1 pseudogene is annotated in these 284 nt (G+C 73.9%); it reads left to right on the top strand.

Features of this window, described 5'->3' with window-relative positions:
* Nucleotides 1–284: pseudogene (locus tag M2D63_RS25715) on the top strand (NAD(P)/FAD-dependent oxidoreductase); the annotation flags it as partial.

Here is a 284-nt window from a genome sequence, read left to right as displayed (position 1 = left end):
CCACGGCAAGGGACTCGTCCGCCTCCGCGACGGCAGGGCGTGGACGTTCCTGTCCAGCGCCCAGAGCCTCAACGACTTCCCCGAGCCTGCAGGCCGGCGGCGCGAGCGGGGGGCGGAGCACGGCGTCAACGTCTCCACTGAGAACTGGCTCGACCGGCGCAGCGCGCGGGCCGAATCCTTCGGCATCGACGAGCAGCCCTACGTGCTGGTCGTGGGCGGCGGGCAGGGCGGCATCGGCCTGGCGGCACGGCTCAAGCGGCTCGGGGTCCCCGCCCTCGTGATCG

This window comes from Pseudomonas sp. BJa5 (assembly GCF_030272875.2).
Classification (GTDB): Bacteria; Pseudomonadota; Gammaproteobacteria; order Pseudomonadales; family Pseudomonadaceae; genus Aquipseudomonas.
The sequence above is the reverse complement of the archived record's forward strand: the minus strand, read 5'-3'. Positions and strand labels throughout refer to the sequence as shown.